The organism is Clostridium sp. YIM B02569 (assembly GCF_022320765.1).
In the GTDB taxonomy this organism is placed as follows: Bacteria; Bacillota; Clostridia; order Clostridiales; family Clostridiaceae; genus Clostridium; species Clostridium beijerinckii.
The window spans coordinates 175,557-184,029 of record NZ_JAKJJX010000009.1; the positions used below are offsets into that span (position 1 = coordinate 175,557).

The window sequence follows — 8,473 nt, forward strand, 5'->3', positions numbered from 1 at the left end:
GCTTTTATTTAAGGAGTAATTAACATGAATAAATTGAATTTTAAAGGCAGTGTTATGCTTAATCCCACGCCTGTAGTACTTGTCACATCAAAAAACAAAGATGATAAAGTTAATGTTTTTACAGTTGGCTGGGTAAGTACTGTTTGCACTAAAGAACCTATAATAGCTATGGGAATACGACCTGAGAGATTATCTTATGATTACATAAAAGAAAGTGGTGAATGCGTTATTAATTTGCCAACTAGAGAAATGGTTAAGATCGTTGATTATTGTGGAGTTCGCTCTGGAAAGAAGGAAGATAAAATTAAACATTTTGGTTTGCAACTTAATAACGGTGAAAGTATATCCACACCTTCATTGCAAAAATCGCCGATAGCTTTAGAATGTAAGTTAAAATCAATTACACCTCTAGGTACACATGATCTATTCCTGTTTGAAGTAACAAACGTAAAGGTCGACGAAGACTTAATTGATTCAAATGGTAAGATATGCTTTAACAAAGCTAACTTGATTTGTTATAGCCATGGTGAATATTATGGCTTAAACGCTAAACCATTGGGCACATTTGGATATTCAGTAAAAAAGAAAAAAAAAGTACATAAAAAATAATAATCCTCAATTTATTTTATATTTATCATTAAGTTTACAGCAGTTACATTGTCTTTTGCCATGTAACTGCTTTCTTATTTATATAATATATTTTCAATGTAGAATAAATTTAATATTAAAAGACAATCTAATAATAAATATTACAATTTGAAATTGTCATATGGAGGATTGAAATGAGAATATTAAAAAAGATAGTATCGTTCATAATTATATTAGCTATTATACCTACTTATAATCTTAAAACTGCTTTATATGCAAATGCACAAGTTATCCCGAAGAAGCCAGTAAAGGTTGCAACACTTTTATTTGCTTTCGATGATCCTTATATCTCTTTAGTAAGAAACAGCTTGGAGGAAATTCAAAATAAAAACAAAGATTCTGTTAGCTTTACTTTTTTGGATGGTAGAAGAAATCAAGGTATACAAAATGCTTTATTAGATTCAGCGCTCCAAAGTGATTACGATCTTTTATTGATAAATTTAGTCAGCTTAGATAAAAATACTGTAGAATCAGTTATTAGGAAAGCAAAACAAAGAAATATTCCTGTGATTCTATTTAATACAGTACCTTTTGATACTGAGCCCATCAAATCTTATAATAGAGCTCTTGTTGTATCAACAAATGCTGATCAATCTGGCATTTTGCAAGGAAATTTAATTGTTAAAGAATGGAACTCCGATAAAAAAACTATGGATAGAAATGGTGATAACGTATTACAATATTTTATGTTAAAGGGCCCAAATAATAGTACTGTAACAAATGCAAGAAGTACATACTCTATATCAACTATTAATGATGCTGGAATTAGAACACAAGAAATTTTATCTAAATTCTGTTATTGGGATGAAATATGTGCCAAAGATTCTACTGAATTACTATTTTTGAGATATGGAGATAAAATCGAGGCAATAATTTCAAATAATGATGCCATGGCTATAGGGGCAATTGAAGCATTACAGAAATACGGATACAATAAAGAAGATAAATCAAAATATATACCTGTTTTCGGAATTGATGGAATACCAGCAGCTAAAGACCTAATTAATAAAGGTGTTATGACAGGCACTGTTTTTCAGGATCCTAATCAAACAGCTGAAGCCCTTTATTCCATAGGAATGAACTTAGTTGCTAATAAAAATCCTCTTGAAAATACAAATTATAAATTTGATGAAACAGGAGTTACAATTCAAATGCCCTATCAAGAATATACTCCTCAAAAATAACAACACATTCTATTAATTAATAAGGCTGTTTTAAAGCAATTAAGATATATATATACCTAATTAATTTAAAACAGCCTTATTGTATGTAGCTAAAAACCGAAATTTACAAATTAAAATAACCCAGCTCACCTATGTCCGCCAAGTAAATAATTAATGTAATTTTATGAACTTACTTATAATATAAAATGTTTTTCTAATTCTTCAATCATTTTAGATTTAAAAGCAGTAAATTTATTATTATATTTACAACTTACTTTTTCATGCTTCTTGTCATATACAACTAGGGAAATATAAACAGTATCATTGTCATAAGAAAGTAAATATCCTAGTTCTGAATTCTCTTCTAAATCTATTTTTTTATACTCATTGGATACCATTTGATATAAATTATTCTCCTTTTTTTCTAAAATAACATATTGTGATCTGCTCTCATCATTTTCATTTATGCTACAATATCTTTCATCACTTAAGTTTATAAAAATATTATCATCATTATATTTCCCAAATGGAAGATACAAATACCTCTTCTCTTTAATGAAAGAAATGACAGAATCTTTTATTTCGTCTTTTCTCCCCTTGTATTTTCTTCCATCCTTGTTGATTGAAAACATTAAATCCGTATACTTTCCATCCCATTTAAAATATTTCCTTTGCCATTCCTCAAGAAACAATAACATATTCAAGAAATCTAATTCACTGTACTTCTTTTTTGTTAAATAGTCCTTCTTAAGTAAATTCTCTAACTGCTCACCTACATTTTTATCTATTTCTTCTAAAATAGCAGCTTGTCCTCGCTTACTCAAAAAATCTCCAAATTCATCTCCAAAACTACTTGTTAAAATTATCTTAAGAATCATTTTGTTATACTTCAAGGATTTTTCTTTAATATTCTTAGTGTATGTATTTTCACTACAACTATCTAAATATTCTTTAATCAAAGTTGAATCTTTTTGGATATACCCTTCTTTTCTCAGCCTCATCTGGCTTAGATCCTTTTTTACATACTCGTCCATAAGATGATCCTGCTTGTCCACATCTTTGGCTTTTATTGATGTAATTATAGGTATAGTCTTTGATACTTTTTCTTCTAAAACTTCTTCCACATTAGTTAAGTAGCTTTTAGGAAATTTCAAATCACATTTACTATCTAACTTTTCTTTAAATTTGTTAACTATATTTATTTCTTCCATAATATTTACTTCTTTTTTGGATACAACTTTTTCCTCAACTTCAGATATAATAAGCAATTTACTTCTTTCAAAAGCATACCCTAGTCCATAAGTTATAAGAACTTCATCATCGTGAGCCATATTTAATCTTCTCCTACACCAGCATTAATTTTTTAATATCATAAACTATCATTTTTTAAATTATTCATAATTACTCTATCTTAAATAATTATAATTTGCTTTTCTTCCTATAATCAACAAGTAAATATTAGTAAACCTCTTTTATAGTCCCATTATTTATAATATACATGTATAAATATATTTTTTGTAAATTCTAATACTTATATTTACCTTATAATCTGCCTATTCCACTTCATATATTGCCACTTATAAGAAAATAACGGATTATTTCTAAATAATTTCTTTAGAATAACCCGTTATTTTTACTGCTAACTTTTAATAGTCTTTTTAAGCTTTTACTTTATTATATGATATATGTATAATGCTAAATTATATACTAACGGAGCAATTATCACTGTCATTATTCCTGCAATGCCAATTGATAGACTACTCATTGCCCCTTCTACTTCCCCAAGCTCTAAAGCCTTACTAGTGCCAACTGCATGAGATGCCGTTCCTATAGATACACCAACTGCAACCTTATCTTTTATCCTAAAAATTTTACATATAGTCGGTCCAAATACAGCACCAACTATACCTGTGATTATAATTGCAAGGACTGTTATTGGAACAACTCCTCCTAATTGACTGCTTATTGATATTCCTATAGGAGTTGTTACTGATTTTGGGACTAATGATTTTATTACACTTGAATTAAGTCCAACTAAATAAGATATTCCTATTATAGAAATTATCCCTATAGCGCTACCAACAAATATACCTGTTAAAATAGCCTTAGCATTCTTTTTCAAAAGATCCAGCTGTTTATATAAAGGTACTGCAAGTACCACAGTTGATGGTCCAAGAAACATATTTATAAATTGACCACCTTTATTATATGTATCAAAATCAATATGAAATGCAAACAAAAAACATATTATAATTCCTATTGCAATTAGTAGTGGATTTAAAATTGGTATTCTCGTATTTCTATTAATGAATATACCAACTTCAAAAGACGCGAGTGAAAGTACTAGTCCAAATAAAACATTGTTTATTAATATTTGCATATATTTTCCTCTTTTCTTATCACTTTATCTGTACGTAAGCTAAATATTTTTCTTTGGCTTTCTTGAAATAGCCTGAACGACAATACCAGTCACCCCAATTATTATTATAGTCGTCAATATACATACTAATAATAATTGCCACCATGTCGATTTTATTATCCCAAGCGACGTCATTAAACCAACTCCTGCTGGAATAAAGAAAAACGCCAGATGGTCTAGTAAAAAATTTGTTATATTTGAAATGCTCTCCACTTTAATTACCTTTGTGTATAATAATATAAATAATATTATCATTCCTAATATATTTCCTGGTATCGGTAGATGAAGCATTGATGATATAAATTCTCCTAATAGATAAATTCCAAATATAATTAGTGCTTCTCTAAATAACTTCAATTTTATCACACTCCAATTATTTAAGCATATTTGTTAAAAAACCAACTTCTCTCTATTCTTAATATGACCTTTACAATTTAATTTACCATCATTACATGGATAAGTAAAATTCCTTTACACTTTAAGTAAAGGTTACCTTTTTGTTAAATATCCTTATATTTTCAGTATTATATATTAATTGCACTTTAAATATAAGTTTCTAAAAATATGTTTAATTTTATTCACTATAAAAATTAAAACGACTTATTTATTTTATAAATAAGTCGTTTTAAGAGAGTATTTGTGGAGTTTAATAGCATACTTTTAACTTCTATCCTTTACTAGTTTATTTTCTACTATTGCAACCACCTCATACATGATAAATGCAATTGCTGATAGTATTACAATGCTCATCATTACCATATCTAGCTGAGCTACTTGTCCTCCATATACTATCAAAAATCCAAGACCATTCTTCGCTACTAAAAATTCTCCCATTATTACCCCAACCCAAGATAAACCAACATTTATCTTTAGAGCTGATATGAGGATAGGAATAGAGTATGGAAATATTAAATATCTTAATATCTGTATTTTTGTCGCTCTAAAAGTATTCATAAGCATAATTTTCTCTTTATCTATTTCATTAAATCCAGTTAATACACTTATAATTGTTGTTATTACTGATATTAAAAGAGCAATCACTATTATTGCTGGAATACCATTTCCAATCCAAAATATTATTATTGGAGCCAAAGCAACTTTAGGAAGTGCATTTAAAACTACTAAATATGGATCTAGTATTTTTGATACAAAAGGACTCCACCATAAGATTACTGCAATTAGTGAGCCTAGGATTGTTCCTAAGGAGAATCCTAAGATAGTTTCATAGCATGTGACTGCGATATGCTTAATTAAACCTCCACCTTCATATAAAGATACAAATGATTCAATTACTCTAGTTGGACTAGATGTAAGAAACGGATCTATCCACTTAAGATTTGCAGCTATTTGCCATAAGGCTATAAAAATAACCAATATAAGAATTCTAGTAATTAAAATTTTTCTTTTTGTTTTCTTTACCTTATTCAAATATATTTCATGTTCCTTAGACATATTATTTACTTCACTAACATTTACACTTTTCTTAGCCATTTCCATCATTCAACTCCTTCCATAACATGTTAAAATAGTCACTAAACTCTGGAGCTCTTCTCTTTTGGAAAGGAGTTAATTCTTCATCGCTAAAATGTATAGGAATTTCTGCCTTCACACTAGATGGTCTCTTAGATAATACTATTACTTTTTCAGACAAAGAAATCGCTTCTGCTATATCATGTGTCACCATTATTGCTGTCTTTTTTTCTGTTTTTATTATCTTATAAACATCATCACATACCAAAAGCCTCGATTGATAATCTAGCGCTGAAAATGGTTCATCTAAAAAGAGTATCTCTGGATTTAATGCTAAAGTCCTTATAAGTGCAACTCTTTGCCTCATACCACCTGAAAGTTCACTAGGATGATGGTTCTTAAATCTCGTTAACCCATAAGCATCTAATAATTCACTTACTCTTTCTTTTGATTCACTATTTAGCTGCTTTTTTATCTTTAATCCTAAGATTACATTTTCCCAAACCGTATTCCATTCAAATAAATGATCCTTTTGAAACATATATCCTATCTTATCCAAATTCTTTTTTACATCTTCACCTTTGTATAATACGCTCCCATTAGATGGTTCTAACAGTCCACTCATTATATTTAATAATGTAGATTTTCCGCATCCTGACGGTCCTAAAATAGAAATAAATTTACCATCATCTACTTGAAAATTAACATTATTTAAAGCCTGTGTTTCACCTTTAATAGAATGATAATTCATTGATATATTTGATATTTCTAACAAGCTCAAATAAAATCACCACCTTTTCATCTTTATGTGACCTTTATTTAGCTGCTTTTTCAGCAAAAGAATTATCTACGATCTTGCTAAATTCAGGTCTTTGCGGCATTAAGCTTGAATCATAATCAGTAATTATATCCATAAGTCTATTTAAATTTTCTTCTTTAATTTCAGCTGTATGAGCTATAGCATCAATCTTTTTATAGTTATCTATAACTGTCATAATTGTATCTTTATCTGTACCTGGGAAATAATCAATTATGCTATCTGCAACTTCCTCTGTACTATGACTAAAAAACCACTGCTGACCTTTATAGATAGCATTTGTGAACCCTTGTATTACTTGTGGATTTTTATCCATATAAGATTTTGTTGTAAAATAACAAGTATAAGGAATTAATCCTGATTCTTCACCAACAGATGCAAGAATATATCCAGTTCCTTCTTTCTGAATTGCAGAAGCTGTAGGTTCAAAGAGAGCCACATAATCACCTGTACCGCCTTTAAATGCTCGGTACATGAAAAAGCGATTTTAGAAAACTGTATTTTGAGAATTGATTTAAAAGATGAGTTTAAAGATCTGCCAGCAAATACGATTGCTGAAAATTTGATTAGACTAAGAAAGTTAAATAATTTAACTCAGAAAGAATTGTCACTAATTATAGGTATTAGCAAATCGAGTATATCAAAATATGAACGCGGCGAGTTATTCCCCACAAAAGAACAATCAATGAAGCTAGCCAGTTATTTCAATATTAATAGTAAATATTTTTATGATCCGTATTTAGAATCTATGGATAACTTTCATCAATATTTATCCACTTTACTTAATAAAAATATCCACATTAATAGGGATAAGCTGTGTAAATCTTTGGGTTTATCTAAAAGAACTTTATATAGGTATTGCTATGAAAATAATGTGCCTACTCGAAGTGTATTTGATAGGATGGAAAACTATTTAAATACTTAAAATTAAGATTTATTCTCTCAATCTAATTTTATGTAATTACATCATGATTATTTTTTTCATCTTCGGTGCTCTAAAATATAAAAAATGTAGCAAATAGTTATATTTTAAAATTTGCCACATTTTTTTATATTTTAATTTTCTAAATTACTTACAGCATATTGTGCTTCTTCTTCAGTAAATTTTTCTCCGGCATCTGATACTAGTTGGTCATGTATAGCACTCTTAGACATGTTCATTTCATTTTGATATATTTTAGCTTTAGCTAATGCATTCTTTTTCCAATCTGCTTTTACATTATCTACAGCATACTGTGCAGCTTCTTTAGGAAATTGCTCTCCAGCATCTGATGTTAGTTGCTCATATAAGCCATTTTTAGATAAATTCATTTGATTAGCATAAGTATCTGCTTTTTTTAATGCTGATTGATATTCCTTAGGTACATTGTCTTTTGTATCTTTTTTAGTATCTTTTGCCTGTTCTTGTTTAGGTTCATCTTTGTTGGCATTAGCGGTTGATGTATTAGTAGCTTCTTGAGATTCATCTGTTGTATTCTTACCTTTGTTTCCTCCTGATGCTAAGGCACCTATTATCACTACCAGAACAATTAATATAAACCACCATCTTTTAAAAATAGGCTTTTTATTTTTTCCTCCACAACTTGGACATGTTTTAGCACTTGCAGCTATTTCTGCTCCACACGTTTTACAGTTCATCATTTTCGACATTATCATTTCCCCCTTATTTACATTTATACTATAATTGTATATTATTTTATATCATTGTCAACAAAACATTATTTTTGTAATTTTGTTAATTAATTATTTTATTGGAATATACTTTTATAATTTTATGTATATTTTATTTTAATAATGTTAAGAATTAAGATACGATTTCCTATTTTTAATAAATAAAGAGATAGCTTGGACCGTTATTCTCCTAATATTTTTTTTGCTATCTCTTTTGGTACTGTATAAGTGTAAGTGTAAACCATAAATAAATGGTTATACATTTGCACTTATTTTTATTTATAA

9 protein-coding genes and 1 pseudogene are annotated in these 8,473 nt (G+C 28.6%); 3 read left to right on the forward strand and 7 right to left on the reverse strand.

The window, feature by feature from the left end:
- Positions 1-24: 24 nt before the first annotated feature.
- Both L3B96_RS10295 and L3B96_RS10300 read left to right on the forward strand, forming a co-directional pair.
- Positions 25-609, forward strand: a complete 585-nt coding sequence (locus L3B96_RS10295) for a flavin reductase family protein (RefSeq protein ID WP_011968283.1) — start codon at positions 25-27, stop codon at positions 607-609.
- A 173-nt stretch (positions 610-782) separates the two neighbouring features.
- Positions 783-1,832 (forward strand): galactose ABC transporter substrate-binding protein, encoded by a 1,050-nt coding sequence (locus L3B96_RS10300; RefSeq protein WP_011968282.1) that lies wholly within the window; start codon positions 783-785, stop codon positions 1,830-1,832.
- Between the two features lie 173 nt (positions 1,833-2,005).
- Here the strand turns inward: L3B96_RS10300 and L3B96_RS10305 are convergent, their stop codons facing one another.
- The 6 genes and pseudogenes from L3B96_RS10305 to L3B96_RS10330 form a co-directional block, all read right to left on the reverse strand.
- Complete coding sequence (locus L3B96_RS10305; protein ID WP_238860719.1) at positions 2,006-3,142, reverse strand: hypothetical protein; 1,137 nt, start codon at positions 3,140-3,142, stop codon at positions 2,006-2,008.
- A 335-nt stretch (positions 3,143-3,477) separates the two neighbouring features.
- The gene (locus L3B96_RS10310) at positions 3,478-4,191 is read right to left on the reverse strand and encodes an LrgB family protein (protein ID WP_041894524.1); all 714 of its coding nucleotides are present in this window, start codon (positions 4,189-4,191) and stop codon (positions 3,478-3,480) included.
- 39 nt (positions 4,192-4,230) lie between these two features.
- Positions 4,231-4,587, reverse strand: coding sequence for a CidA/LrgA family protein (locus tag L3B96_RS10315; RefSeq protein ID WP_238860721.1), 357 nt, complete (start codon positions 4,585-4,587; stop codon positions 4,231-4,233).
- Between the two features lie 303 nt (positions 4,588-4,890).
- Positions 4,891-5,682 (reverse strand): ABC transporter permease, encoded by a 792-nt coding sequence (locus tag L3B96_RS10320; RefSeq protein WP_039773927.1) that lies wholly within the window; start codon positions 5,680-5,682, stop codon positions 4,891-4,893.
- A gap of 31 nt (positions 5,683-5,713) precedes the next feature.
- Entirely contained in the window at positions 5,714-6,481 is a 768-nt protein-coding gene (locus tag L3B96_RS10325) for an ABC transporter ATP-binding protein (RefSeq protein ID WP_238860723.1), read from the reverse strand.
- Between the two features lie 34 nt (positions 6,482-6,515).
- Positions 6,516-6,983 (reverse strand): annotated as a pseudogene (locus L3B96_RS10330) (ABC transporter substrate-binding protein); the annotation flags it as partial.
- Between the two features lie 36 nt (positions 6,984-7,019).
- Between L3B96_RS10330 and L3B96_RS10335 the strand changes: the two are divergent.
- Positions 7,020-7,442: a helix-turn-helix transcriptional regulator gene (locus L3B96_RS10335; RefSeq protein ID WP_238860725.1), complete on the forward strand. Its 423-nt coding sequence runs from the start codon at positions 7,020-7,022 to the stop codon at positions 7,440-7,442.
- A gap of 131 nt (positions 7,443-7,573) precedes the next feature.
- On the opposite strand, the gene L3B96_RS10340 is transcribed toward L3B96_RS10335, so the two are convergent.
- Positions 7,574-8,167: an Ltp family lipoprotein gene (locus L3B96_RS10340; protein WP_238860726.1), complete on the reverse strand. Its 594-nt coding sequence runs from the start codon at positions 8,165-8,167 to the stop codon at positions 7,574-7,576.
- Between the last annotated feature and the right edge of the window lie 306 nt (positions 8,168-8,473).

Excerpts from the sequence above, each read along its gene's own strand:
- L3B96_RS10300 (WP_011968282.1), top strand. The coding sequence starts at position 783 with ATGAGAATATTAAAAAAGATAGTATCGTTCATAATTATATTAGCTATT.
- L3B96_RS10305 (WP_238860719.1), bottom strand. The coding sequence starts at position 3,142 with ATGGCTCACGATGATGAAGTTCTTATAACTTATGGACTAGGGTATGCT.
- L3B96_RS10295 (WP_011968283.1), top strand. The coding sequence starts at position 25 with ATGAATAAATTGAATTTTAAAGGCAGTGTTATGCTTAATCCCACGCCT.
- L3B96_RS10310 (WP_041894524.1), bottom strand. The coding sequence starts at position 4,191 with ATGCAAATATTAATAAACAATGTTTTATTTGGACTAGTACTTTCACTC.
- L3B96_RS10340 (WP_238860726.1), bottom strand. The coding sequence starts at position 8,167 with ATGTCGAAAATGATGAACTGTAAAACGTGTGGAGCAGAAATAGCTGCA.
- L3B96_RS10320 (WP_039773927.1), bottom strand. The coding sequence starts at position 5,682 with ATGTCTAAGGAACATGAAATATATTTGAATAAGGTAAAGAAAACAAAA.